This is a genomic window from Streptomyces sp. NPDC048600 (assembly GCF_055587025.1).
Genome location: NZ_JBVJGZ010000019.1, coordinates 169,677 through 191,844 on the forward strand (window position 1 = coordinate 169,677; position 22,168 = coordinate 191,844).

General features: G+C 73.0%; 21 protein-coding genes. 7 read left to right on the plus strand and 14 right to left on the minus strand.

The features are described from left to right. Window position 1: 1 nt before the first annotated feature. From ACZ6SQ_RS25000 to ACZ6SQ_RS25055, 12 genes are all read right to left on the minus strand, one after another. Window positions 2-1,426 carry a glycosyltransferase 87 family protein gene (locus tag ACZ6SQ_RS25000; RefSeq protein ID WP_469565764.1) on the minus strand — a complete coding sequence of 475 codons (1,425 nt, stop codon included), beginning with the start codon at window positions 1,424-1,426 and terminating at the stop codon, window positions 2-4. Then, window positions 1,423-2,817: a polyprenol phosphomannose-dependent alpha 1,6 mannosyltransferase MptB gene (gene mptB, locus ACZ6SQ_RS25005; RefSeq protein ID WP_469565815.1), complete on the minus strand. Its 1,395-nt coding sequence runs from the start codon at window positions 2,815-2,817 to the stop codon at window positions 1,423-1,425. The genes ACZ6SQ_RS25000 and mptB overlap by 4 nt, the downstream gene beginning before the upstream one ends. 137 nt (window positions 2,818-2,954) lie before the next feature. After that, window positions 2,955-3,896, minus strand: a complete 942-nt coding sequence (locus ACZ6SQ_RS25010; RefSeq protein WP_469565766.1) for a glutaminase — start codon at window positions 3,894-3,896, stop codon at window positions 2,955-2,957. Window positions 3,897-4,069: 173 nt separating this feature from the next. Then, window positions 4,070-5,086, minus strand: coding sequence for an asparaginase (locus tag ACZ6SQ_RS25015; RefSeq protein ID WP_469565768.1), 1,017 nt, complete (start codon window positions 5,084-5,086; stop codon window positions 4,070-4,072). 47 nt (window positions 5,087-5,133) lie between these two features. After that, window positions 5,134-5,901, minus strand: a complete 768-nt coding sequence (locus tag ACZ6SQ_RS25020; RefSeq protein WP_469565817.1) for a FadR/GntR family transcriptional regulator — start codon at window positions 5,899-5,901, stop codon at window positions 5,134-5,136. Window positions 5,902-6,081: 180 nt separating this feature from the next. Then, window positions 6,082-6,456 carry a fluoride efflux transporter CrcB gene (gene crcB / locus ACZ6SQ_RS25025; protein WP_469565770.1) on the minus strand — a complete coding sequence of 125 codons (375 nt, stop codon included), beginning with the start codon at window positions 6,454-6,456 and terminating at the stop codon, window positions 6,082-6,084. Next, window positions 6,453-6,815, minus strand: coding sequence for a DUF190 domain-containing protein (locus ACZ6SQ_RS25030; RefSeq protein WP_469565772.1), 363 nt, complete (start codon window positions 6,813-6,815; stop codon window positions 6,453-6,455). The genes crcB (ACZ6SQ_RS25025) and ACZ6SQ_RS25030 overlap by 4 nt, the downstream gene beginning before the upstream one ends. Then, the gene (gene crcB, locus ACZ6SQ_RS25035) at window positions 6,812-7,261 is read right to left on the minus strand and encodes a fluoride efflux transporter CrcB (protein ID WP_469565774.1); all 450 of its coding nucleotides are present in this window, start codon (window positions 7,259-7,261) and stop codon (window positions 6,812-6,814) included. The genes ACZ6SQ_RS25030 and crcB (ACZ6SQ_RS25035) overlap by 4 nt, the downstream gene beginning before the upstream one ends. Window positions 7,262-7,435: 174 nt before the next feature. Next, a complete protein-coding gene (locus tag ACZ6SQ_RS25040) occupies window positions 7,436-8,401 on the minus strand; it encodes an SMP-30/gluconolactonase/LRE family protein (RefSeq protein WP_469565776.1) in 966 nt (321 codons plus the stop codon). Window positions 8,402-8,509: 108 nt separating this feature from the next. Continuing rightward, window positions 8,510-8,887: an ArsR family transcriptional regulator gene (locus ACZ6SQ_RS25045; protein WP_469565778.1), complete on the minus strand. Its 378-nt coding sequence runs from the start codon at window positions 8,885-8,887 to the stop codon at window positions 8,510-8,512. Window positions 8,888-9,146: 259 nt separating this feature from the next. Next, a complete protein-coding gene (locus ACZ6SQ_RS25050; RefSeq protein ID WP_469565780.1) occupies window positions 9,147-10,706 on the minus strand; it encodes a glycoside hydrolase family 53 protein in 1,560 nt (519 codons plus the stop codon). A gap of 157 nt (window positions 10,707-10,863) precedes the next feature. Further along, window positions 10,864-12,885, minus strand: coding sequence for a beta-galactosidase (locus ACZ6SQ_RS25055; RefSeq protein WP_469565782.1), 2,022 nt, complete (start codon window positions 12,883-12,885; stop codon window positions 10,864-10,866). 191 nt (window positions 12,886-13,076) lie between these two features. On the opposite strand from ACZ6SQ_RS25055, the gene ACZ6SQ_RS25060 reads away from it, so the two are divergent. The 6 genes from ACZ6SQ_RS25060 to ACZ6SQ_RS25085 all read left to right on the plus strand — a co-directional run bounded on the left by ACZ6SQ_RS25060 (window position 13,077) and on the right by ACZ6SQ_RS25085 (window position 18,413). Next, window positions 13,077-14,402, plus strand: coding sequence for an ABC transporter substrate-binding protein (locus ACZ6SQ_RS25060; protein ID WP_469565783.1), 1,326 nt, complete (start codon window positions 13,077-13,079; stop codon window positions 14,400-14,402). Continuing rightward, window positions 14,399-15,385 (plus strand): carbohydrate ABC transporter permease, encoded by a 987-nt coding sequence (locus tag ACZ6SQ_RS25065; protein ID WP_469565785.1) that lies wholly within the window; start codon window positions 14,399-14,401, stop codon window positions 15,383-15,385. The genes ACZ6SQ_RS25060 and ACZ6SQ_RS25065 overlap by 4 nt, the downstream gene beginning before the upstream one ends. Further along, window positions 15,382-16,287, plus strand: coding sequence for a carbohydrate ABC transporter permease (locus ACZ6SQ_RS25070; RefSeq protein ID WP_469565787.1), 906 nt, complete (start codon window positions 15,382-15,384; stop codon window positions 16,285-16,287). The genes ACZ6SQ_RS25065 and ACZ6SQ_RS25070 overlap by 4 nt, the downstream gene beginning before the upstream one ends. Next, complete coding sequence (locus tag ACZ6SQ_RS25075) at window positions 16,284-17,315, plus strand: LacI family DNA-binding transcriptional regulator (protein WP_386378610.1); 1,032 nt, start codon at window positions 16,284-16,286, stop codon at window positions 17,313-17,315. Before ACZ6SQ_RS25070 ends, ACZ6SQ_RS25075 begins: the two co-directional genes overlap by 4 nt. Before the next feature lie 246 nt (window positions 17,316-17,561). After that, a complete protein-coding gene (locus tag ACZ6SQ_RS25080) occupies window positions 17,562-17,912 on the plus strand; it encodes a VOC family protein (RefSeq protein WP_469565790.1) in 351 nt (116 codons plus the stop codon). Window positions 17,913-18,011: 99 nt separating this feature from the next. After that, on the plus strand, window positions 18,012-18,413 hold the full coding sequence (locus ACZ6SQ_RS25085; protein ID WP_469565792.1) for a MarR family winged helix-turn-helix transcriptional regulator: 402 nt from the start codon (window positions 18,012-18,014) through the stop codon (window positions 18,411-18,413). Between the two features lie 147 nt (window positions 18,414-18,560). Here ACZ6SQ_RS25085 and ACZ6SQ_RS25090 read toward each other — a convergent pair whose 3' ends face one another. Continuing rightward, window positions 18,561-19,340 (minus strand): MBL fold metallo-hydrolase, encoded by a 780-nt coding sequence (locus ACZ6SQ_RS25090; protein ID WP_469565794.1) that lies wholly within the window; start codon window positions 19,338-19,340, stop codon window positions 18,561-18,563. 139 nt (window positions 19,341-19,479) lie between these two features. Further along, window positions 19,480-19,914: an SseB family protein gene (locus tag ACZ6SQ_RS25095; RefSeq protein WP_469565796.1), complete on the minus strand. Its 435-nt coding sequence runs from the start codon at window positions 19,912-19,914 to the stop codon at window positions 19,480-19,482. A gap of 313 nt (window positions 19,915-20,227) precedes the next feature. Here ACZ6SQ_RS25095 and ACZ6SQ_RS25100 point away from each other — a divergent pair, with 313 nt between their 5' ends. Then, on the plus strand, window positions 20,228-22,018 hold the full coding sequence (locus ACZ6SQ_RS25100; protein ID WP_469565798.1) for a hydroxysqualene dehydroxylase: 1,791 nt from the start codon (window positions 20,228-20,230) through the stop codon (window positions 22,016-22,018). The last annotated feature ends 150 nt before the right edge of the window (window positions 22,019-22,168 follow it).

Here is a 22,168-nt window from a genome sequence, read left to right on the forward strand (position 1 = left end):
TCTACGAGGAGGCACGCTCACTGCTCGACTGGGGCTTCCACGCGGCGGACCGCGTCGAGCCGGTGGGCTCGCTCGACGCGTTCAAGGCACGGTCGGCGGCGGGCCCCGAGGCCGCGCCCGCGGCCGCCCCGGCAGCACCGGCGGTCGCGGCCGTCGCCGAGCAGGAGGAGTCCGCGCCGGGCTGGCCCGCGGGGCTGGCGATCGCGGGCGCCGCCGCCCTCGGGGCCGGGATCGTGGCACTGGTGATCCGGCTGGCGAGCCGCCGCCCCACGGCAGGTGCCTGACCGGCCGGCAGCCACAGCAGCAGGCCGAGGGTGATCCAGGCGTAGGTGTTGCTGCCGAGGAAGCCGTCGATGCCGGACGCGTCGTCGAACCACAGCCACACCACGCTGGTGCACATCACCGCGTAGAGAAGGGCCGCCGGACGCGCGCGGCCGGACCGGACGAGGATCACGAACGACGGCAGCAGCCAGACCAGATGGTGGACCCAGGTGATCGGGCTGACCAGACAGGCGGTCAGCCCGGTCAGGGCGAACGCGGCCTGCCAGTCGCCGTCCGCGGCGGCCCGGCGCGTGCGGACCGCCCACACGGCGAGGACCACCAGCACGGCCGCCGCCCAGACGGGACGGCCGGGTTCGCCGAGGCGGGCCAGGATGCCCTGGAGGGACTGGTTGGACACATAGTCGAGGCGGCCGATGCGGTCGGTGTCCCACAGGGCGTACGTCCAGTAGAAGTGGGACGCTCCCGGGGCCGCCACGGCCGCCAGTGCCGTGGCCCCGCCCGCCACGGCCGTCGCGGTGAGCGCGGCGCGGCGCCGCCCGGCCAGCAGCAGCAGTCCGATGAAGATCGCCGGGGTCAGTTTGACCGCCGCCGCGAGACCGATGCCGATGCCCGCCCAGCGGCCCCGGCCGGTGGCGAGGAGCCATCCGTCGACGACGACCAGCGCCAGCAGCAGCACATTGACCTGGCCGAAGCTGATGGTGTCCCGCAGCGGCTCGAACAGCGCCAGCGCGCAGGCGGCGAGGGCACAGCCGTACCAGCCGTGGCGCCGCCAGGCCCGGCCGGTCAGCAGACGCAGGACGAGCGCGAGGGCCGCCAGGTTGAGCAGCAGCGCGATCACGATCGCCGCGGTGAGCGGCAGCCGGGCCAGGGGCAGCATGGCGAGGGCCGCGAACGGCGGGTAGGTGAAGCCGTACGCCGTGCCCGGCACCCGGTAGTCGTAGAGGAGACGGTCGTCCTGGATCCAGCTGTGCAGGGCGCCGTGGTAGACGCGCAGGTCGAACCAGTCGCGCAGCAGCGGCACGGTGGCGGTGAAGACCGTCACGGCGGCCACGAGCGCGAGCACGAGCAGCAGACGGCCGCGGCCGGTGCGGGGCACGGCCGGGAGCGAGGGGCGGACTCGGTCGTCCGCGCGCGGGGCGCTCACGCGGCGCGTCCCAGGGCCGGGGCCTGCGCGGCCTGGTGGGCCTGCCACAGGACGACGACCGCCAGTACCCCGCCGGAGACGGCGAGCACGAACTGTCCGAGGTCCGCGGGGCCGCCGCTGGGCATCACGGACAGGGCCAGCACCCCGGTCACCGCCGCCACCCGGTGGCGTACGGAGGCGCTGGGCGCGGCGGCCGCTATCAGGAACAGCCCCCACAGCGCGTACCACGGGCGGATCGCCGGGCCGAAGGCGGCGACGGCGGCGAGGCTGAGGCCGAGCGCGTAGACCGGCCGGGGCCGCAGCCGTACCCAGATGACCAGCAGGGCGACGGCGGTGAGCGCGAGGCCCGCGGTGTGCCAGACGGGCACGGCGAGCGGGGCGAGGTCGCTGCCGAGGCGTTCCAGCAGGGCGCCGGTGGCACGGCCGAGGAGGCTGGTGAGCGCCCAGTTGTGCGCGGAGACGGGGGTGTCGAGCGCGCCGATCCAGCCGTATCCGGTGCCCGCGGCGGCGGTGGCCGCCACGGTCGTGCCGGCGGCCGCCCCGGCGGTCGTCAGCACCACTCTGGCCGGGGTACGGCCGGCGCGGATCTGGAGCAGCACGATCGCGGCGAGCCCGAGCAGCGCGGGTGCCTTGACCAGGGCGGCGAGCGTGACCAGTACGGCCCCCAGGGCGGGCCTGCGGCCCAGGGCCGCGACCAGCCCGACGCCGAGCAGGCCCAGCATCAGCGCGTCGTTGTGGGCGCCGGCCACCAGGTGCAGCAGCACCAGCGGGTTGAGTGCGCCGAGCCACAGCGCGGCGGCCGGGTCGGCGCCGCAGTGCCGGGCCAGCCGGGGCAGCGCGGTGGCCATCAGCGCCACGCCGAGCAGGGCGACCAGGCGCATGCCCATGAGCCCGGCGGGGAGTTCGCCGCTGGTCAGCGCGGACAGCGCGGAGGCGGTGGCGAGGAAGACGGGGCCGTAGGGCGCCGCCGTGTGCTGCCAGACCGGGGCGACCTCCTCGGCGAGGGGGCCGCCGAGGTGCGAGGGTCCGTAGGAGTAGACGTCGATGTGCGCGTCGACCATCGCGCCCTGCGCGAGGTAGCTGTAGACGTCCCGGCTGAACAGCGGCGGGGCGAGCAGCAGAGGTGTCGCCCACAGGACCAGCACGAGCAGCAGAGCGCGCGGCGAGGGGGGTGCGGAGCCGTGGATCAGCCTGCCCAGCAGGGCCCAGGCCGCGATCAGCAGGACGACCCCGAAGTAGACGACGACCAGGCCGAGAGCGGCACCGGGCGAGGCAGGGGTCAGCAGCTCCCGGACGGGAAGGGCTCCGGCCGTCTCGCCGCCCGCCGCGAGGAACGCGGTCCCGGTGAGGCCGAGGGCCCGGCAACGGCGTAGATCCACTGGGTGAGTGATGGCCAACACTTCGGCAGCGTGTCAACTTCCGATGACCGGAAGGCGACGGGGGGCTGTTGGCGCGGTCGCTTGTTCGTGACGGGAGCGTGATCGGGTTTCCGGGTCCGGGAGGCGGACGGGCCGGTGGACAGGGCGGTTCAGAAGACGGACAGGCCGGTCAGGGTGGTGAACCTGTCCAGGGCGGCCACACCGGCGACCGAGTTCCCGCGCTCGTCCAGGCCCGGACTCCACACGCACAGCGCGCAGCGCCCCGGCACCACCGCGATGATGCCGCCGCCCACCCCGCTCTTGCCGGGGAGGCCGACGCGGTAGGCGAAGTCGCCCGCGGCGTCGTAGGTGCCGCAGGTGAGCATGACGGCGTTGACCTGCTTGGCCTGGCTGCGGGTGAGCAGTCGGCCGCCGTCGGCGCGGACGCCGTGGCGCGCGAGGAAGGCGGCGGCGAGGGCGAGGTCGGCGCAGGAGGCGCGCAGGGAGCACTGGCGGAAGTACTGCTCCAGCAGCTCCGGTACCGGGTTGTCGATGTTGCCGTAGGAGGCCATGAAGTGGGCGAGCGCGGCGTTGCGGTCGCCGTGCGCGGCCTCGGACGCGGCGACCTCCTCGTCGAAGGCCAGGTCGGGGTTGCCGCTCTCCGCGCACAGGAAGGACCGCAGTTCCTCGGCCGCCGCGCCGGTACGGGTGTGCAGCCGGTCGGTGACCACGAGGGCGCCCGCGTTGATGAAGGGGTTGCGCGGGATGCCGTTCTCGTACTCCAGCTGGATCAGGGAGTTGAAGGGGTTGCCGGAGGGCTCCCGGCCCACGTGCTCCCAGAGTTCGTCGCCCTCGCGCGCGAGGTCCAGGGCGAGGGTGAAGACCTTGGTGATGGACTGGGTGGAGAAGGGCTCGCGCCAGTCCCCGACCCCGTACACCGTGCCGTCGGCCTCCGCGACGGCCATGCCGAAGCGGCGAGGGTCGCAGGCCGCGAGTGCGGGGATGTAGTCGGCGGGGCGACCACGGCCGGGGGTGTGCTCGATCTCCTCGGCGATACGCTCCAGAACCGGCTGGAACGTCACGGACGACGAAGCCACAGACATGATCACCATTCTCCCCCCACCCCGAACCCACCGCCCCGAGGGCCACCACCGGTCGTTCGTGGTTGGTCGCGCAGTTCCCCGCGCCCCAAGGGGCGCGGGGAACTGCGCAAACTCCCACTGACGGCCGCCGCGACACACACAACCGCCACGCGGAACCGCACCCGCACAACCGCCGGACGGCACTACGCCGCGGAACCCACCGCCAACGGATCAAGCGCCCGAACGGCCCGCACCGCCCCCACCCGCCGCCCCCCACCGAGCAACGCCTCCCCCGAGAACGCGGTGAGCAACGAGGGGTCGACCCCGGCACGGGCGAGCGCGGCGGCAGCCACGGGCACCCGTGCACGGTCGGCCCCGTCAGCGATCTTGACGGCGACGACCCGCCCGTCAGGCAGCGCGGCCACCTCCACGCCCTCGAAACCGTCCTTCGCGAGCAGCCCCGGCACGGCCCGCATCAGCGCGGCCACGTCGCGGTCCGCCCCGGAGGCCATCTCGGCATGCTCCCGCATGGCGTCCGCGACCCGCGCCTCGGGAGTGCCGGGGGCGGACGCGGCGATACCGGCCACGGCCCGCGCCAGCCCGTGCAGCGAGACCGAGAACAGCGGGGCACCGCAGCCGTCGACGGTGACCTGGGCGATCCGCTGCCCGGTGAGGTCCTCGGCGATCTCGGCGACGGCCCGCTGGAGGGGGTGCGCCGGGTCGAGATAGTCGTGCAGGGACCAGCCGTTGAGCCGGCAGGTGTAGAGCATGGCGGCGTGCTTGCCGGAACAGTTCTGGGCGAGCCGGGAGGCCGGGCGGCCGTCGCGGATCCAGGCGTCGCGCACGGAGCGGCCGTACGGCAGGTCAGGGGTGTTGTGCAGATCGGCCTCGGTCAGCCCGGCGAGGTCGAGGATGCGGCGGGCGCCGTCGAGATGGCGTTCCTCGCCGGAGTGGCTGGCCGCGGCGAGCGAGAGGAGCTCGCCGTCGAGCGGCAGGCCGGCGCGCACCATGGCGACGGCCTGCACGGGCTTGAGCGCCGAGCGCGGGTAGAACGCGGCCTCGATGTCGCCGAGCTGGAACTCGACGTGGCCGTCGGCGCCGAGGACGACGACGGAGCCGTAGTGGATGCCCTCGACGACCCCGGCACGGACGAGGTGTGCGACGGGGGCGTGGAGGGGCTCCCGTATGACGGGGGCGTCGGCGAGGGTGTGGTTGTTCATGGCTGCCTGGTTCGTGGGTGGATGGGCGGTGGCACGGGCGGCGGCGTTCACGCACCGACTCCGGTGCCGGCCGAGGCCTCGCTGCCGACGGCTTGGACGCCGACGGCACCGGCCGAGGCTCCAGCCCCGACCGCCGCCTCGGCATCGGCATCCGCACCGGCGGAGCCCTCCGCCCCGGACGCCCGCACGATGTCGGTGAGACTGGTCTCGACCCGGTCGAGGTGATGGCTCATCGCGGCGATCGCGTCGGGCTCGGAGCCGTCGGCCAGCGCCTCGACGATGGCGCGGTGCTCGCGGTTGGACTGCTCGCGCCGCCCGCCCAGCTCGTTCAGGAAGGCCGACTGACGCGCGAGGGCGTCGCGGATCTCCTCGATGACCCGGCGGAAGACCGGGTTCTGCGCGGCCTCGGCGACCGCCAGATGGAAGACGGTGTCCATCGCGACCCAGGCGGTGGTGTCCGTCTCCCGTTCCATGCGCTCCATGAGATGCGCGAGATGGTCGAGGTTCTCCGGGGTGCGCCGCAGCGCCGCGTACCCGGCGACGGGGATCTCCACATGCCTGCGCACTTCCATCAGGTCGCTGGCCGTGTAGTCGCCGAAGGTGGGGTCCTCCACGGCGGAGGCCACGACGAAGGTGCCCTTGCCGGTCCTGGACACGGTCAGGCCCATGGTCTGCAGGGCGCGCAGCGCCTCGCGCAGGACGGGCCGGGAGACCTCCAGGGTCCGGCACAGCTCCGCCTCGGAGGGGAGTTTGTCCCCGATCGCGTAGGTGCCGCGCTCGATGGCGCCGCGGAGGTGGGCGAGCACCGCTTCCATGGCGCTGACACGCCGCGGGACCGCTCCACCTGTCTGGCTGTCTGACAGGTTCACGAGGTTGATGGTCCGTGTGGGTGACGGGTGCTGTCAAGGCGGGCCGCACGGGGCCCGGCGGACGCCCCACGGAAACGGCCACGGAACAGCCCGCACCCGCACACCTCGCCCGCCGCCGGAAGCGCCCTACCCCCACACCGCCCGGCCCAGCGCCACCCCCGCGAAGGCCGCGCCGAGGCCCACGGCCACGCTCACGGCCGCGTTGGCCAGGGCGTATCCACGGGCGCCGTCCTCGGTCAGCCGCAGGGTCTCGTAGGAGAAGGTCGAATAGGTGGTGAGGGCGCCGCACAGTCCGGTGCCCAGCAGGAGCTGGAGGTGGGAACCGGCGGCACCCGCCGCGGCCGCGCCGGTGAGCAGCCCGAGGATCAGGGAACCGCTGACGTTCACCACGAAGGTGCCCCACGGCAGCGCCGAGTCGTGCCGGGACTGCACGGCGCGGTCGGTCAGATAGCGCAGGGGGGCGCCGATCATGCCGCCGACGACGACCAGGAGCCAGTTCACGCCCCGCCCTCTCCCCCGGCGTTCCCGGGACCGGCGAACCGTACGACCTCCACCTCGTCGAGCGTCACCAGCCCCTCGCCGACCAGCTCGGCGAGCCGCGGCAGGAAGCCCCGTACGGCCTCCTCGGCGTCGACGATCACCACGGCCACCGGGAGGTCCTCGCTCAGGGACAGCAGGCGCGAGGTGTGGATCAGCGAGGTCGCCCCGAAACCCTCGATGCCGCGGAAGACGGAGGCACCGGCGAGGCCGGCCTCATGGGCGCGGTGGACGATCTCGGAGTAGAGGGGGCGGTGGTGCCAGGTGTCGTCCTCGCCGACGAACACGGTCAGCCGCAGCGCCCTGCCCGCCGGGCCGGTCACCGGGGCCTCGGCAGCAGGACGCGCCGGGCGGCCGTCACCGCCAGCCACACCGCGGTGAGCGCGGCGAGCAGGGTGGTGCCGAGGTAGGCCAGGGCGGTGCCGGGCCGGCCGTGATCGAGGAGTTGCTGGATGTCGACGGCGTACGTCGAGAAGGTGGTGAACCCGCCGAGCACGCCCGTGCCGAAGAACGGCCGCACCAGCCGGTGCACCGTCCGCGCCTCGGTGACCAGCACCATGAACACGCCGATCACGGCACAGCCGCAGACGTTGACCCAGAACGTGGTCCAGGGGAAGCCGCCGCTCTGCGCGGGCCACAGCAGGGAGGCCGCGTAGCGGGCGGTGGCGCCGATCGCGCCGCCGACCGCGACCGCCGCGACGACGGGCGCCTGACCGCGCCGACGGGCCGGCCGCACGGCGGCGGCGCTCCCCGTCTCCTGGGCTGCCATGGTCGTACGTTCTCCCGGCGGGCTTGATCGCGAACGGGCTCCAGCGTATCGCCGGGGTGCGGGCGGTGGCACCCGCCGGGTGGGGCACCCCCTCGGGGGACGGGTCTCGGGGGGACGGATCTCGGCTCGGCCGTCCCCGCCCGCGCGGGACCGGCCGTCCCCGCCCGCGCGGGATCAGCCGGCGCCGGGCCGCGGGCAGAGCGCCACGCCGCGTTCCCAGAGGCTGCCGAGGACCAGGTGATCGGCGGTCTCGCAGACGCTCGTGACCATGCGGTAGCGGGAGTGGCGGGCGGCGAGGCGGTGGAGGACGGTGCCGTGGTCGCCGTAGGCGAGGGCGCCGATCATGCCGGTGGGGCGGTAGGGCGCGCGGACCGCGACCCCGGCGGCGGAGCGGCGGACGGCGGGGGCCGCGCGGTGCAACAGGTCCAGCGGGGGGACGCGCGGGCCGGCCAGGGCCACCCAGATCGGACCGTCCGGGGCGCCGCGCCAGATGTTGTCGGGCATGCCCGGCAGGTTCTCGGCGAACGGCTCGGTGCGCCCGGCTCGCGGCCCGGTCAGCCGCACTCGGGTCAGTCGGCGGGCGCCCGTCTCGGCCACGACGAGGAATGACTCGTCCTCGGCGGCCACCAAACCGTTGGCGAACTGGAGTCCGTCCACGACGAGTTCGGGTTCCTTCGCGTCCGGCGCCAGACGCAGCAGGCGCCCGGTGCCGGTGTGTTCGACGATGTCGCCGATCCACTCGGCGAGGGGGTAGCGGGTCGTGGAGACGGTGAAGTAGATGGTGCCGTCCGACAGGGCGACGACGTTGCTGGCGAACCGCAGCCGCTGCCCCGCCACGGAGTCGGCGAGCACGCGGACGACGCCGGAGTCCAGGTCGACACGGAGCAGGCCGCGTTCGGCGTCGCAGACCAACAGCGTGTCGTCGGCGAGGAGTTCGAGGCCGAGCGGGCGGCCGCCGGTCTCGGCGAGCACCTGGACGCGCGGCGCCCTGTCGGGCTCGTCGAGTCCGTCCAGGCGCAGGATCCGGCCGTCCTCCACGCCGGTCAGGACGCGTCCTCGGGTGTCGGCCACCACGTCCTCGGGGCCCCGGCCGCCGAGCGCGATCAGTCGACGCGGTACCAGTGCCGTGGAGGGGATCATCGGCGCCTGCCCTTCGGGAAGTCGGAAGGTGGCCCATCCTCGCAGCCGAACGCCTCGCGCACCGCACGAATCCGGCCGGGCTGCGACGCCTTCGCGGCGACGAAGGCCCTACCAGCCCTTCTCGAACATCCGCGCCACCTCGGCGATCCGCACCTCGTCCCGCCGGTAGTGCACACGGCGACGGACCCGCCGGGCGCGCAGCAGCCCCAGGTCGGCCAGCAGGCGGAGGTGGGTGGCGGCGGCCTCACGGCCCAGTCCGAGCCGTACGGCGACGGCCTCGGCGGTGACACCTTCCTCGGCATCGGCCCCGCCCCCGGCACAGGCCCGGTCCCCGGCACAAGCCTCGTTCCCGGCCCCAGCCCCGCCCTCGGCGGTGAACTCGCCCTCGGCCGGGCCGCCTTGCCGTCCCGCCGGGAAATGCCTCGCCGGGTCCTTCATCAACTCCATTATTTCCAGCCGCAGTTCACTGACGGGAGTCCTCAGCATCACGTCCCCTTCACGGGCGCTCGCACGGCGCGCTCCCACTCTGGCGCCGCGCGCGCCGCCGCGTCCGGCACTTCGCCGCCTTTGTCCGGATCGAACTGTCGTGCGGACGAAACACTCCCGACGCGTCGGCGCACAACTGCCCCACCGCCTGCCCGGCATACGCCCTGACCTGGCCTTCGGAGGCCGGCGGCACACGGCGGCCACGCGCACGGCGAAGGCCCGGCCACCGTGTGGGCGGCCGGGCCCGTCATACCGGGGCTCAGCGGTGGCTGAACCAGGACATCGACGACAGCGCCCTGTCGTCGTAGCCGAACAGGGCCTGGTTCTCCCAGGCGTTGCCGGAGAAGGCGTCGGCCGGGTCCCAGCCGTTGCCGGTGACCGCGGTCCAGGTGGCCTCCCAGTAGAAGACGCCGAGACCGCGGCCGTTCGGGACGGCCTCGACGATGCTCGCGACGTCGTTCATCCACCTGGTCTGCCCGGCCGTGGTCGCCGGGTAGCCGGAGGCGAGTTCGCCGGTGAGGTCGATGACGTCCTCGTGCGAGTCGTCGCTGCCCAGGCGGTGGGGGTAGGCCGTCTCGGCGACGAAGACCGGCTTGCCGTAGCGGGAGGCCGCGTCGTCCAGGGTCGTCTGGAAGTCGGACAGCGAGCCGTGCCAGTAGCCGTAGTAGGAGAGCCCGATGGCGTCGAAGTTCACGCCGTTCGCGACCGCGCTGTCGAACCACCAGCGGGTGCCGCTCAGGTCACCGCCCTTGGCGAGGTGCAGGGCCACGACGGTGGACGGGCTGACGGCCTTGACCGCGCTGTAGCCGGAGTCGAGCAGACCGGCCAGCTGGGTCCAGTTGCCGGTGGAACCCTCGGACCACAGCATGCCGCCGTTGATCTCGTTGCCGACCTGGACCATGTCGGCGGTGGTGCCCTGGGCCTTCAGTGCGTTCAGCACGTCGTAGGTGTGGTTGTACACGTCCGTCCTGAGCTGACTGTACGTGTGGCCCGTCCATGCGGCCGGCTTCGACTGGGCGCCCGGGTCCGCCCAGGTGTCCGAGTAGTGGAGGTCGACGAGCAGTTTCATGCCCTGGGCCTTGACGCGCTTGGCCAGTGCCAGAACCTGGGTCTTGGTGTTGTAGCCGTCGGCGGGGTTCACCCAGACCTTCAGGCGCGCGTAGTTCATCCCGGCGGACCTGAGGATGGTGACCGCGTCCCCGGTGGTGCCGGAAGCGGTCCGGTAGACGCCACCCTTGGCCTCGCTCTTGGCGAGGGAGGAGATGTCCGCACCATGGATCGACGTGCCGGTCGTGCCGGACGTGAGGGTGAGGTCGTCGACATTGATCCAGTTGCCGGCATTCGCGTCACTGTTGACGCTGACGGTGCACTGGTTGCCGGTCACCTTGACCGGCACGACGATGCGGATCCAGCCACTGGCCGACACGGGCAGATCCGTACGCTGCTCGGCTCCCCCGCAGTTCTTGAGGGATATGTACGCGGAGTTCTGGCCGCCGCCGGAGCGCACCCACGCGGTGAGCCGGTAGTTCCCGTTGGTCAGCCCCGAGAGGTACTGGTACGTCTCGACCTTGTAGGCGGAGGACGACCAGTGGCTGAGACGGTAGCTCCCGCCGTGGCCGCCTGCCTCGGCGAACGAGGCGCCGGTGTCGCCGTACTCGGACCAGCCGCCGGGGGTCGCGGCGCCGGTGCCGTCGGCCTCGAAGCCGCCGTTGGTCAGGGTGCTCGCGGCCGAGGCGGCCGGGGCGGGCAGGGCGGTGAGGGCGAGCCCCGCGGTGAGCGGCAGCAGCAGGGCTCTGATGGTGCGTCTGGGATGGAACATCTTCGTCCGTCGTCCCTTCGACGTGATGGAGAGGGAGACCCCCACCGCCGCGGGAACCCGGGGAACGGGCTCCCCGGGGGTCCCTCGAGCGTTCCTGGGTGGAGGCGGCCCCTCCGCCCGCGGCTCCTGCGGCTCGCACGGGCGGAGGGGAGTCGGCTCAGCCGTCGAGTCGGACGACCCGTACGGCTCCGGCGGGCACGGTGAGACGGCCCGTGACGGGTTCGCCGGTCAGCAGCTCGGTGCCGGACGTGTCCAGCGGCACCTTGGCCTCCGCGGCGGTGTGGTTGACGGCGAACAGGTAGCTGCCCTGCTCGTTCGCGCGGCGTACGACCTCCACGTCGCGGGGCAGTTCGGTGTGGGGGGCGACACCGGCGTCGGCGGCGGCCCGGCCGAGGACGGCGTCCAGGGCGTCCCCGTCGAGGCGGGTGGATACGTACCAGGCGGTGCCGCGGCCGAGCGCGTGGCGGGTGACGGCGGGGCGTCCCGCGGTGAGGCCGTCGGCGTAGGTCCACACGGTCTCGGCGCCGCGCGGCACCACGAACTCGGTCCACACGTCGCCGCTCAGCTCGGAGCCGTCGGGCCCGTCCAGGCGCACCCGCTCGCCCTGGAGCAGCGGCGAGAACTCCTCCACGGTGAGCCCCAGGACGTCCCTGAGCACACCCGGGTAGGCGCCCTCGTGGACGGCGTCGTGCTCGTCGACGATGCCGGAGAAGTAGGACACGACGAGGGTGCCGCCCTGTTCGACGTAGGCCCTGAGGTTGTCCCCGGCGGCCTTCGTCATCAGGTAGAGCGCGGGCACGACGACCAGGGGGTACGCCGTGAGATCCGCCTCCGGGTGGGCGAAGTCGACCGTGAGATGACGGTCGTAGAGGGTCTCGTAGAAGGCGTCGGCGCGCTCGCGGGCGTCGTGGTCCTCGCTGGGCCGCCAGTCGAGTCCCTGGGCCCACCAGGACTGCCAGTCCCAGAGCACCGCCACGTCGGCGACCGTGCGCGTGCCGCGGACCGGGGCGAGCGCGTCGAGCGCGGTGCCCAGCTCGACGACCTCGCGCCACACGCGGGTGCCGGTGCCGCCGTGCGGCACCATCGCGGAGTGGAACTTCTCGGCGCCGCGCCGGGACTGGCGCCACTGGAAGAACATGGCGCCCTCGGAGCCGCGGGCGACGTGGGCGAGGGAGTTGCGGGCCATCTGGCCGGGGGCCTTGGCCGGATTGCGCGGCTGCCAGTTCACACCCGAGGTGGAGTGCTCCAGGAGCAGCCAGGGGGCGCCGCCGGCCACCGACCGGGTGAGGTCGGCGGCCATGGCCAGGTTGACATGGGTGCGGCGGCCGTCGGTGATCAGGTAGTGGTCGTTGGTGACGAGGTCGACCTCGCGGCCCCAGGCCCAGTAGTCCATCGAGTCGCACTGGCTGAGGGCGGTCATGAAGTTGGTGGTGACCGGCACACCGGGCGAGAGACGGTGCAGAATGTCCCGCTCCGTACAGAAGTTCTCGCGGACCGTGGCGTCGGCGAAGCGCCGGTAGTCCAGCGCCTGGGCCGGGTTGCCCACGGTCGGGGTGGCGCGCGGCGGGTTGATCTCCTCGATGCCGCCGTAGCGCTGGCCCCAGAAAGCGGTGCCCCAGGCCTCGTTGACGGCCTCGACCGTGCCGTAGGCGGTGCGCAGCCAGTCACGGAAGCGGCCGGCGCAGGTATCGCAGTAGCAGGCCGAGACGGGGACGCCGTACTCGTTGTGCACGTGCCACAGGGCGAGGGCGGGATGGTCGCCGTAGCGCTCGGCGAGCCGCGTGGTGATGTTCGCGGCGGCGGCGCGGTAGTCGGGGTTGCTGTGGCAGATGGCGCCGCGTGAGCCGAACTCGTACCGGGTGCCGTCGGCGGTGACCGGCAGGGCCTGCGGGTGGGCCCGGTAGAACCAGACGGGCGGGACCACGGTGGGGGTGCCGAGGTCGACGCGGATGCCGTTCTCGTGCAGCAGGCGGAGCACGCGGTCCAGCCAGCCGAAGTCGTACTCGCCGGGCGAGGGTTCCAGCAGGGCCCAGGAGAAGATCCCCACGCTCACCATCGTGACGCCGGCCTCCCGCATGAGCCGGACGTCCTCGTGCCAGACGTCTTCCGGCCATTGCTCGGGGTTGTAGTCCCCTCCGAAGGCGAGCCCGGTGAGGCCCTTGGGGATGGAATCCGGCATGTCCGGCATGAAGCCTCCCGAGCAATCGATCATTTGGGAACGTGCACACACAGCATCAGCGGCACGAGCCCAACATAACCGCACAGCAACAACCATTGACAAGTGTCCGGGATGTTTCTCTACTGTGAACGCTCACAGAAGCATGGCAGGTCTCCGCAGCGGGCGGAGACCCCAGGTCAGGGGAGAGATCCATGCCCATCTCCAAGCGCCACGGCCTCCAGCGTGTCGTGGCCACCGCAGTCGCCGTCACACTCGGCTCCACCGCCCTCGCCGCCTGCGGCGGGTCCGACGACGACCCGGCCGGCTCCGGCCCGGTCTCGCTGACGTACTGGACCTGGACGCCCGGTATGGACAAGGTCGTCGACCTGTGGAACAAGGGCCCGGGCAAGGAGCGGCAGATCACCGTCACGGTGAAGAAGCAGGCCTCCGGCGACACGCTGGTCACCAAGATCCTCACCGCGCACAAGGCGGGTAAGGCGCCGGACCTGGTCCAGGCCGAGTACCAGGCCCTGCCGACGCTGGTCAGCAATGACGCGGTCGCCGACATATCCGGCGACGTCGGCGACGCGAAGGACAAGTTCGCCGAGGGCGTGTGGCAGCAGACCACGCTCGGCACCGACGCCGTCTACGCGGTCCCGCAGGACATCGGCCCGATGATGTTCTACTACCGCGAGGACCTGTTCGAGAAGTACGGCCTGAAGGTCCCCACCACCTGGGAGCAGTTCGCCGAGACCGCCCGGGCGCTGAAGAAGAAGGCCCCGGACACCGACCTGACCACGTTCTCCGCCAACGACTCCGGCCTGTTCGCGGGCCTGGCCCAGCAGGCCGGCGCGAAATGGTGGACCACCTCCGGCCAGAAGTGGCAGGTCGGCATCGACGACGCGGCGACGAGGAAGGTCGCGAAGTTCTGGGGCGACCTCGTCGCGGAGGGCGCCGTCGACAACCAGCCGATGTACACCCCCGCCTGGAACAAGGCGCTCAACACCGGCGGGCAGATCGCCTGGGTCAGCGCCGTGTGGGCGCCGGGCACCCTGACCACCGCCGCCCCCGACACCAAGGGCAAGTGGGCCATGGCCCCGCTCCCCCAGTGGTCCGACGGCGAGAACGTCACGGGCAGCTGGGGCGGCTCCTCCACCGCGGTGACCACCGACTCCGGGAACAGGGCGGCCGCCGCCGAGTTCGCCGCCTGGCTGAACACCGACGGCGACGCGCTCAACGCCCTCGCCAAGGAGAGCGGCATCTACCCGGCCTCGTCCTCCGCCCAGCTCAGCGGCGCCTTCACCACCCCGCCGGACTACTTCTCCAACCAGGCCGACTTCTACCAGCAGGCCGCGAAGATCGCGAAGACCACCGCGCCCTCCGCCTGGGGCCCGAACGTCAACGTCGCCTACACGACCTTCAAGGACGCCTTCGGCGCCGCCGCGAAGAACAGGTCGGACTTCACCGCCGCCCTCACGACGATGCAGGACGACACGGTCGCCGACCTGAAGAAGCAGGGCTTCGAGGTCGGCGAGTGACCACCGCGCACCGCGGGGCGTACGGGGCCGAGGGGGCCCCGTACGCCCGCCGCTCCGACGCCGGCACGCTCCGGCGGGCGCGCAGCGCCCCCTATGTCTTCCTCCTCCCCGCGATCGTGCTGTTCGCCCTGTTCTTCGCGCTGCCCATCGGCTACGCGGTCTGGCTCAGCTTCCACAAGGTCAAGGTCTCCGGCCTCGGCCTGGGCGCGGGCGCGCGCAGCGAGATCTGGGCCGGGCCGGAGAACTACCTGTCCGCCCTGTCCGACGGCGAACTGGCCGGCGGCGCGCTGCGTGTCCTCGGCTACGGCTGCGTCGTCGTGCCGGTGATGCTCGGCCTGGCCCTGGTGTTCGCGCTGATGCTGGACTCCGAGAGGGTCCGGCTCGCGCCGTTCACCCGGCTCGCGATCTTCCTGCCGTACGCCATCCCCGGTGTGGTGGCGGCGCTGCTGTGGGGCTTCCTGTACCTGCCGGACGTCAGCCCGTTCTACTTCGTCCTCGACCGGCTGGGGCTGCCGCAGCCGGATCTGCTGGACGGCGGTCCGCTGTACCTCGCCCTGTCGAACATCGCGGTCTGGGGCGGCACCGGCTTCAACATGATCGTCATCTACACCTCGCTCCAGGCGATCCCGGCCGAGGTGTACGAGGCGGCGAAGCTGGACGGCGCCGCTCCGCTCCAGATCGCCCTGCGGATCAAGATCCCGATGGTGGCGCCGTCGCTGGTGCTCACCTTCTTCTTCTCGATCATCGCCACGCTCCAGGTGTTCAGCGAGCCGACCACGCTCAAGCCGCTCACCAACTCGGTGTCGACGACCTGGAGTCCGCTGATGAAGGTGTACCGGGACGCGTTCGCGACCGGTGACATCTACGCGGCGGCCGCCGAGGCCGTGATCATCGCGGTCGTCACGCTGGTCCTCTCGTTCGGCTTCCTGCGCGCCGCGAACCGCCGCACCAAGCGGAACGCCGGTCAAGGAGCCACCGGATGAGTTCTCTCGCCGTACGCAAGTCCGCCCCGCTCGCGGGGACCACGCCCGGCACCGCCCAGGGTCCGCCGCGGCGCCGCCGGATCGCGCTCGTCCCGACGGTGGGCCTGCTGGCGGGCGCGGTCTACTGTCTGCTCCCGGTGGCCTGGGTGGTGATCGCCTCGACCAAGTCCGGCCGGGAGCTGTTCTCCACCTTCACCTTCCTGCCCGGCACGGGCTTCACCGACAACCTCCGTGACCTCGACGCCTACCGCGACGGCGTCTACTGGCAGTGGATGGGCAACTCCGCCCTCTACGCCGGGCTCGGCGCCCTGCTGTCCACGGTGGTCTCGGCGTTCAGCGGCTACGCGCTGGCGACCTACCGCTTCCGCGGTCGCGAGACGATGTTCAACGTCCTGCTCGCGGGCGTGCTGATGCCGCCGGTGATCCTCGCCGTACCGCAGTACCTGCTGCTGGCCCAGGCGGATCTCACGGACTCCTACCTGTCCGTGCTGCTGCCGCAGATCCTCTCGCCGTACGGCGTGTACCTGTCGCGGATCTACGCCGCGGCGGCCGTGCCGTCCGACGTCGTGGAGGCGGGGCGGATGGACGGGGCGAGCGAGTGGCGGGTCTTCACCCGGATCGCGCTGCCGATGATGATCCCCGGCCTGGTGACGGTGTTCCTGTTCCAGTTCGTCGCCGTCTGGAACAACTTCCTGCTGCCGTACATCATGCTCAGCGACGACGAGAAGTTCCCGATCACGCTGGGGCTGTTCACGCTCCTGGAACAGGGGTCGAACCAGCCCGCGCTGTACACGCTGGTGATCACCGGGGCGTTCCTCGCCGTGCTCCCGCTGGTCGCGCTGTTCCTGGTCGTCCAGCGCTTCTGGAGTCTGGATCTGCTGTCCGGGGCCGTAAAGTCATGACCATGAGCAACACGGGGGGCCGGCGCAGACCGCCGACGATCCACGACGTGGCGCGGGAGGCGGGCGTCTCGCGCGGAACCGTCTCACGCGTGCTGAACGGCGGGCACTACGTCAGCCCCACCGCGCAGGACGCCGTCAACGCGGCCATCCGCAAGACGGGTTACGTCGTGAACCGGCATGCCCGGTCCCTGATCACGGGCCGCTCCGACTCGGTCGGCTTCCTGCTCACGGAGCCCCAGGAGCGGTTCTTCGAGGACCCCAACTTCAACGTCCTGCTGCGCGGCTGCACCCAGGCGCTCGCCGCGCACGACATCCCGCTGCTGCTGATGATCGCGGGCACGGAGGACGAACGCCGCCGCATCACCCGGTACATCACCGCCGGGCACGTCGACGGCGTGCTGCTGGTCTCCAGTCACTCCGGGGACCCGGTCGCCCAGGAGCTGCGCGAGGCCGGGGTGCCGCTGGTGGCGTGCGGAAAGCCGATCGGGCTGGGCTCGAAGGTGAGCTATGTCGCCGCCGACGACCGTGACGGCGCCCGCGACATGGTCCGCCACCTGCTGTCCCTCGGGCGGCGGCGGATCGGCGTGGTCACGGGGCCGCTGGACACCCCGGGCGGTGTCGAGCGCCTCGCCGGGTACAAGGAGGTCCTCACCGAGGAGGGCATCGCGGTCGACGACCGCCTGATCGTCTCCGGCGACTACTCCAGGGCCAGCGGCGAGAGCGGCGCGGAGCGGCTGCTGGACCGGGCCCCGGACATGGACGCCGTGTTCGTCGCCTCCGACCTGATGGCCCAGGGCGTCCTCACGGCACTGCACCGGGCCGGGCGCCGGGTCCCCGAGGACATCGCGGTCGGCGGTTTCGACGACTCCCCCGCCGCGGTAGCAGCCAGCCCCGAGCTGACGACCATACGGCAGCCCTGGGACCGGATCAGCGCCGAGATGGTCCGCGTCCTGCTCGCCCAGATCGGCGGCGAGGAGGCTGCGGCGGTGATCCTTCCGACGGAGCTGGTCAGGCGCGGGTCGACGTGACGTGACGTGACGGGGCGGCGGCAGCGGAGGTGAGAGGCGGGCCGGGGGGAGCGGTCCGCCCGGCTCCCGTCGCACCTCCGGCCTCCCCCATCGCACCTCCGGCCCCCCGTCCCGCGTCCCGTACCCACTCGTCGGGAGCAACCGGTCAGGATCGGAGAAGCCGCGGCGGGGCTCCCGGACCTAGCGTGGAACCACCGGCGCGGGAACAGGCGCCGGGTCACGCGGACCATCAGCGAGGAGTACGTCATGACCGCCGGAGTGAAGACGATCATCTACCCCGTCAAGGACCTGGAGCGGGCCAAGGCGGTGTTCGGGGCGCTGCTCGGGGTGGAGCCCTACGCGGACACGCCGTACTACGTCGGCTACAAGGACGCGGGCCAGGACGTCGGCCTGGACCCCAACGGCCATGCCCAGGGCCTCACCGGCCCGGTCCCGTACTGGCACGTCGACGACATCCGCACCAGCCTCGACGCGCTGCTCGCCGCCGGGGCCGAGACGCTCCAGGACGTGCGGGACGTCGGCAACGGCCGGCTGATCGCGTCCGTGAAGGACGCGGACGGCAACCTCGTGGGACTGCTCCAGGACCCCCAGGCCTGACCGCGGCCGGCCGGGCGTGGAACCGCGGGCACCCGGCCCGCCCGCGACCGAGATAGTTGCACACTCAACAACTGGCCGGAACGGTGTTACCGTGCGGGTATGGCAGTCAACACGGCCGATTCCCGGCTGGAAGCGAGATGGCGGGACATCCTCTCGGTGCACGCGCGCACGATGTGCGAGATCGACCGCGCCCTGCACCCGCACGGCCTCGGTGCCAGCGACTTCGAGGTGCTCGACCTCCTCGTCGCGGAGACCCGCGACGAGGGCGAGCAGTGCCGCGTGCAGAACCTCGCCGGCCGGGTGCATCTCAGCCAGAGCGCGCTGTCCCGGCTGATCGGCCGGCTGGAGAAGGACGGCCTCGTCGAGCGCTCGGTGTGCGCGGAGGACCGGCGGGGCGTGTACGTGACGCTGACCGGCAGGGGCCGCGCCCTGCACACGGAGGTTCTGCCGCTCCAGCGGGCCGCCCTGGCGCGGATGCTGGGCCCGGCGGAGGAGGAGTGATCGCCGCTCCGGACGGCGTGACACCGCTGTCCTGATCCCCCCTGTCCGGACGATGTGACGCCGCTGTCCTGATCCGCCCCGTGCGGACGACGTTGGATCGCTGTCCTGAACCGCCCCGCGCGGCCCGGGCCCCGAAAGGCTCGGGCCTCAGAGCACGAACTCCGCCCCGTCCGGGAGGACCTCGGGCCCGGCCGCCCCCGGCGCGTGGCCGAGCAGGGCGCTGGTGTCGGCGAGCCGGGTCGCGATCAGCCGGGTTCCGGGCTCGACGGTCCGGCCGTCGGCGAGGGCGGTCGCGTCCAGCAGGACACAGTCCGCCGTCGCCGGCAGCGCCTCGGGGGCGGTGCGTACCGGGTCGAGCCAGGGCGCGTAGACGAGCACTCCCCCGGTGGCCAGGTCCTCGATGCGGTAGGCGGTCGACCAGCGCCGGTCCTCCCTGCCTCGGGGCAGATAGGCGGGCGGCCCCGACCCCACGGCGTACGCGGTGACGACCAGGCCGCCGGAGAGCACGAATCCCTCCTCGGTGAGGCCGTCGCGCCAGTCCCAGGGCGTGTAGCGGTCGAGCGCGGCACGGGCCGGGGCGAGCGCGGTGAGCACGGGCGGGGCCGCGTACACGGTGAGACCGGGCGTCCCGCGCAGCACGCCCAGGCCGGTGGTCTGGGCCGGTTCGGCGCCCGTGAGCAGGACGCCGCGCACCGGGGCGGGCCGGGAGGCGGGCCCCGGCCACAGCGCGGGGACCGACGTGAGCTGGGAGCGCAGATCGGGCGAGGCGTCGAGCAGCCACCAGTCGCGCGCGTTGCCGGAGACGGCGGCACCGGCCTGGGTACGGGCGGGCGCCCCACCGTCGCGGGCCGCGACGCACGGTGCGCAGGAACACGTCCACCGGGGGATGCCGCCGTCGGCGGCGGTGCCGAGCAGGACGACCCTCAAGACGACCCCCGGTGTGCGGTCACTGCGAGTGCTTCGGCGGAGGTCTTCCCGCGCCAGAGCACCGGGCCACCCCGCCCGGGGGGACATTTCCGGCCGATCTTGTCAGCCGGCGTGGCCGGGTTCAGCCGCGTGGCTGGGTTCAGCCGCGAGGCCGGGCGAGCAGGGTGCGCACCCCTTCCGAGGTCAGTGTCAGTCCGTGGTCGGAGGCCGCGTCGATGGTCAGCGACAGCCCCTCCTCCTCGGGCCACTGCGAGGCGAGCGCCCCGAGCGGGACGACCCGGTAGCGGGAGACGTACGGCAGCAGCCCGGCCATCTCGGGTTCCGAGGTGAACACGGGCACCACGGGCGCGGCGCCGGGCTGCTCGATCACGGGCAGCGTCACCGTCCCCGGGTCGCCCGCCTCCGCGTCGGTGGCGTCGTCGGGCACGGGCACCAGGACGTCACTGCCGGCGAGGGTCTCCAGCGCCAGCGTGTCGTCGGTGTTCTGGACGAGGGCGTCGAGTGCGCGCCCGGCGGGTGTGTCGTTGGCCGGCTGGGCCGGGGTGTCGTTGTTGCGGTGGGCCGGAGTGTCCATGACGGGTTCCCTGAGAGTGGCGGCGACGGTCGGGGAGCGGCCCGGGGCAGGCTCGGCCCCGCGCCGTCCCCCCGCGTACCCAGTGCGCGGGCGACCATGCCCCCCGCGCCACCGTCACGAACGGTGTCCGCCTCGGCGCGAGGCGTACTCGTGCCTCAGGAGTACGGCAGGGCCCGTCGGCCGGGGCTCGCGGGCCCGGCGGTCACCGATCAGTCCCGGCCACTGCGGCGCACGGGTCTTCCGGGGTTCGGGTGCCCTCCGTAGACTCCTGCGCCGACCACGGTGGTTACCTGCGGTAAGGGGGCTGGCGGCGATGGCACGGCACACGCGGAACACGGGTGGCGGGGGCAGTGCGCGGCGAACGTTCCTGACCGGCGCGGGGGTCGGCGCCGCCGCAGCGGCGCTGGGTCTCCCCGCGACGGGGCGGGCCGTCGCCGAGCCCGGCGCCCCGGCGACGGTCGCCGTGCTCGGCGGCGGGGTCGCGGGCCTGACGGCGGCGCACGAACTGGCCGAGCGGGGCTTCGCGGTGACGGTCTACGAGCGCCGGGCCCTGGGCGGGAAGGCCCGTTCCATGGACGTCCCGGACAGCGCGCGGGGCGGACGCCGGCCGCTGCCCGCCGAGCACGGCTTCCGCTTCATCCCGGGCATCTACCACAACCTCCCCGACACGATGCGGCGCATCCCCTTCCCCGGCAACGCCCACGGCGTCTGGGACAACCTCGTCGCCCCGCCCGAGATGTCCTTCGCCCGCACCGGCCGCGAGGACTTACGGGCTCCCCTGCCCTGGCCGGGCCACCGGGGCGCGCAGTTGACCCTGGACGAGATCCGGCGCGCCCTGACCGCGCTGCTGGAGACGGCGTCGAACATCCCTCCGCACGAGGTGGCGTACTTCGTCGGCCGGCTCGTGGTGTTCCTCACCAGCTGCGCCGAGCGCCGCGACGACACGTGGGAGTCGCTGCCCTGGTGGGACTTCACCGGCGCCGACCGTATGTCCGACGACTACCGGCGCATCCTCGCCGTCGGCGTGACGCGCAACATCGTGGCGACCAAGGCGGAGGAGGCGTCGACCCGTACGGTGGGCAGTCTGCTGGAGGCGTTCGTGTTCAACGCCCTCGGCCGGGGCGCCGACGGACCGCTGGACCGCATCCTCGACGCGCCGACCAACGAGGCGTGGATCGACCCCTGGACGGACCATCTCACCTCGCTGGGCGTGGAGTTCAGGATCGGCTGGACGGTACGGGAGGTGACGTACGGGAGCGGCCGTGTCACCGGGGTGACGGTCGAGGATCCGGGGGGAGCGCGGCGGACGGTGACGGCCGACCACTACATCTCGGCCATGCCGGTCGAGCACGCCCGCCGCACCTGGGGCCCCGCCCTGCGCGCGGCCGATCCCCAACTGGCCCGCTGCGACGCGCTGCGCACGGACTGGATGACCGGCATCCAGTTCTATCTGACCGAGTCGGCGCCCCTGCTGCGCGGCCACCTCAACCTCGTCGACTCCCCCTGGTCGCTGACCGCCATCCAGCAGGCCGAGCACTGGCCCGGCCGGGACTTCGCCGCCGACTACGGCGACGGTACGGCGGTGAACTGCCTGTCCGTCGACATCTCCGAGTGGGACAAGGAGGGTGTCCTGTACGGCCGTACGGCCAAGCAGTGCACCCGTGACCAGGTCGCCCGCGAGGTCTGGGCCCAGCTCAAGGCCGCCCTCAACGACACCGGCCGCACCGTCCTCAAGGACGGCGCCCTGCACTCCTGGTACCTCGACCCGGGCGTGTCCGGCCTCGGCACCCCGCACCCGGTCAACGACGACGAGCTCCTCATCCACCCGGTGGGCACCCTCCACAACCGCCCCACCGCGAGGACGCTCGTCCCCAACTTCTATCTCTCCGGCGACTATGTCTCGGTGGACATCGACCTCGCCACCATGGAGGGCGCCAACGCCTCGGCCCGCCAGGCGGTCAACGCCCTGCTGGACCGCGTCGGTTCGTCCGCGCCGCGCTGCACGGTGACACCGCTGTTCGAGGCGCCCGAGCTGGCGCCCCTGCGCCGGCACGACCGGCTGCGGTACCGGCTGGGACTGCGGAACCTGTTCGACCTGGGGTGAAGGGCGATCGGACCGGGCGGCGCGGTGGACCCGCGCCCGGACCGGGGGGGGGGGGGGGGGGGGGGCCCCCCACACAGCCCCCCCCCCCCCCCCCCCCCCCCCCCAAAACAACCGCCCCCCCCCCCCACACCGCCCCCCCCCCCCCTCGTC

Excerpts from the sequence above, each read along its gene's own strand:
- ACZ6SQ_RS25010 (WP_469565766.1), bottom strand. The coding sequence starts at position 3,896 with ATGGTGATCATGTCTGTGGCTTCGTCGTCCGTGACGTTCCAGCCGGTT.
- ACZ6SQ_RS25015 (WP_469565768.1), bottom strand. The coding sequence starts at position 5,086 with ATGAACAACCACACCCTCGCCGACGCCCCCGTCATACGGGAGCCCCTC.
- ACZ6SQ_RS25020 (WP_469565817.1), bottom strand. The coding sequence starts at position 5,901 with ATGGAAGCGGTGCTCGCCCACCTCCGCGGCGCCATCGAGCGCGGCACC.
- crcB (WP_469565774.1), bottom strand. The coding sequence starts at position 7,261 with ATGGCAGCCCAGGAGACGGGGAGCGCCGCCGCCGTGCGGCCGGCCCGT.
- ACZ6SQ_RS25040 (WP_469565776.1), bottom strand. The coding sequence starts at position 8,401 with ATGATCCCCTCCACGGCACTGGTACCGCGTCGACTGATCGCGCTCGGC.
- ACZ6SQ_RS25045 (WP_469565778.1), bottom strand. The coding sequence starts at position 8,887 with ATGCTGAGGACTCCCGTCAGTGAACTGCGGCTGGAAATAATGGAGTTG.
- ACZ6SQ_RS25050 (WP_469565780.1), bottom strand. The coding sequence starts at position 10,706 with ATGTTCCATCCCAGACGCACCATCAGAGCCCTGCTGCTGCCGCTCACC.
- ACZ6SQ_RS25055 (WP_469565782.1), bottom strand. The coding sequence starts at position 12,885 with ATGCCGGATTCCATCCCCAAGGGCCTCACCGGGCTCGCCTTCGGAGGG.
- ACZ6SQ_RS25060 (WP_469565783.1), top strand. The coding sequence starts at position 13,077 with ATGCCCATCTCCAAGCGCCACGGCCTCCAGCGTGTCGTGGCCACCGCA.
- ACZ6SQ_RS25070 (WP_469565787.1), top strand. The coding sequence starts at position 15,382 with ATGAGTTCTCTCGCCGTACGCAAGTCCGCCCCGCTCGCGGGGACCACG.
- ACZ6SQ_RS25075 (WP_386378610.1), top strand. The coding sequence starts at position 16,284 with ATGACCATGAGCAACACGGGGGGCCGGCGCAGACCGCCGACGATCCAC.
- ACZ6SQ_RS25080 (WP_469565790.1), top strand. The coding sequence starts at position 17,562 with ATGACCGCCGGAGTGAAGACGATCATCTACCCCGTCAAGGACCTGGAG.
- ACZ6SQ_RS25085 (WP_469565792.1), top strand. The coding sequence starts at position 18,012 with ATGGCAGTCAACACGGCCGATTCCCGGCTGGAAGCGAGATGGCGGGAC.
- ACZ6SQ_RS25095 (WP_469565796.1), bottom strand. The coding sequence starts at position 19,914 with ATGGACACTCCGGCCCACCGCAACAACGACACCCCGGCCCAGCCGGCC.
- ACZ6SQ_RS25100 (WP_469565798.1), top strand. The coding sequence starts at position 20,228 with ATGGCACGGCACACGCGGAACACGGGTGGCGGGGGCAGTGCGCGGCGA.